General features: G+C 63.4%; 1 protein-coding gene and 1 pseudogene. One reads left to right on the top strand and one right to left on the bottom strand.

Going from position 1 to position 361, the window contains the following annotated elements:
• A pseudogene (locus tag AB4Y92_RS26705) lies at positions 1–92 on the top strand (cytochrome c); the annotation flags it as partial.
• 141 nt (positions 93–233) lie between these two features.
• On the opposite strand, the gene AB4Y92_RS26700 reads toward AB4Y92_RS26705, so the two are convergent.
• Positions 234–361: DUF1127 domain-containing protein (locus AB4Y92_RS26700; RefSeq protein ID WP_441822364.1), on the bottom strand; the 128-nt coding region annotated here is incomplete at its 5' end.

Here is a 361-nt window from a genome sequence, read left to right as displayed (position 1 = left end):
CCGAGGTGCAGAAGATGATCAAGGTCTACCGCGCCCCGATCGACGAGGCCGATGCCAAGGCGATCGCCGAATACCTGGCCAAAACCTATTGAGGATCAAAAGGGCGCGCTCCTCGGTTCCGACGGGGCCAACCCCAATACGGACCTCACACCGCGCGAATGCACGATCAAGCGGCGCAAAGACCCGATCGCCGGTGCGTCCTCCAGAATCCCGGCACTCTGGCGGCGAGGCCGTCAATCTGGCAGTCGGACCGTGGCGTTGACGCGTTCCACGTCGCTGCGGGAGAGCGCGATATCTGACAAGGCACGGTCATCCATGCGGTAGAGCGCGCGTGCGCTGGCTTTGGCGCTAAGCCAGGTTT

The organism is Lysobacter sp. TAB13 (genome assembly GCF_052113885.1).
In the GTDB taxonomy this organism is placed as follows: Bacteria; Pseudomonadota; Gammaproteobacteria; order Xanthomonadales; family Xanthomonadaceae; genus Lysobacter; species Lysobacter gummosus.
This window is presented reverse-complemented; position numbering and strand designations above follow the sequence as displayed.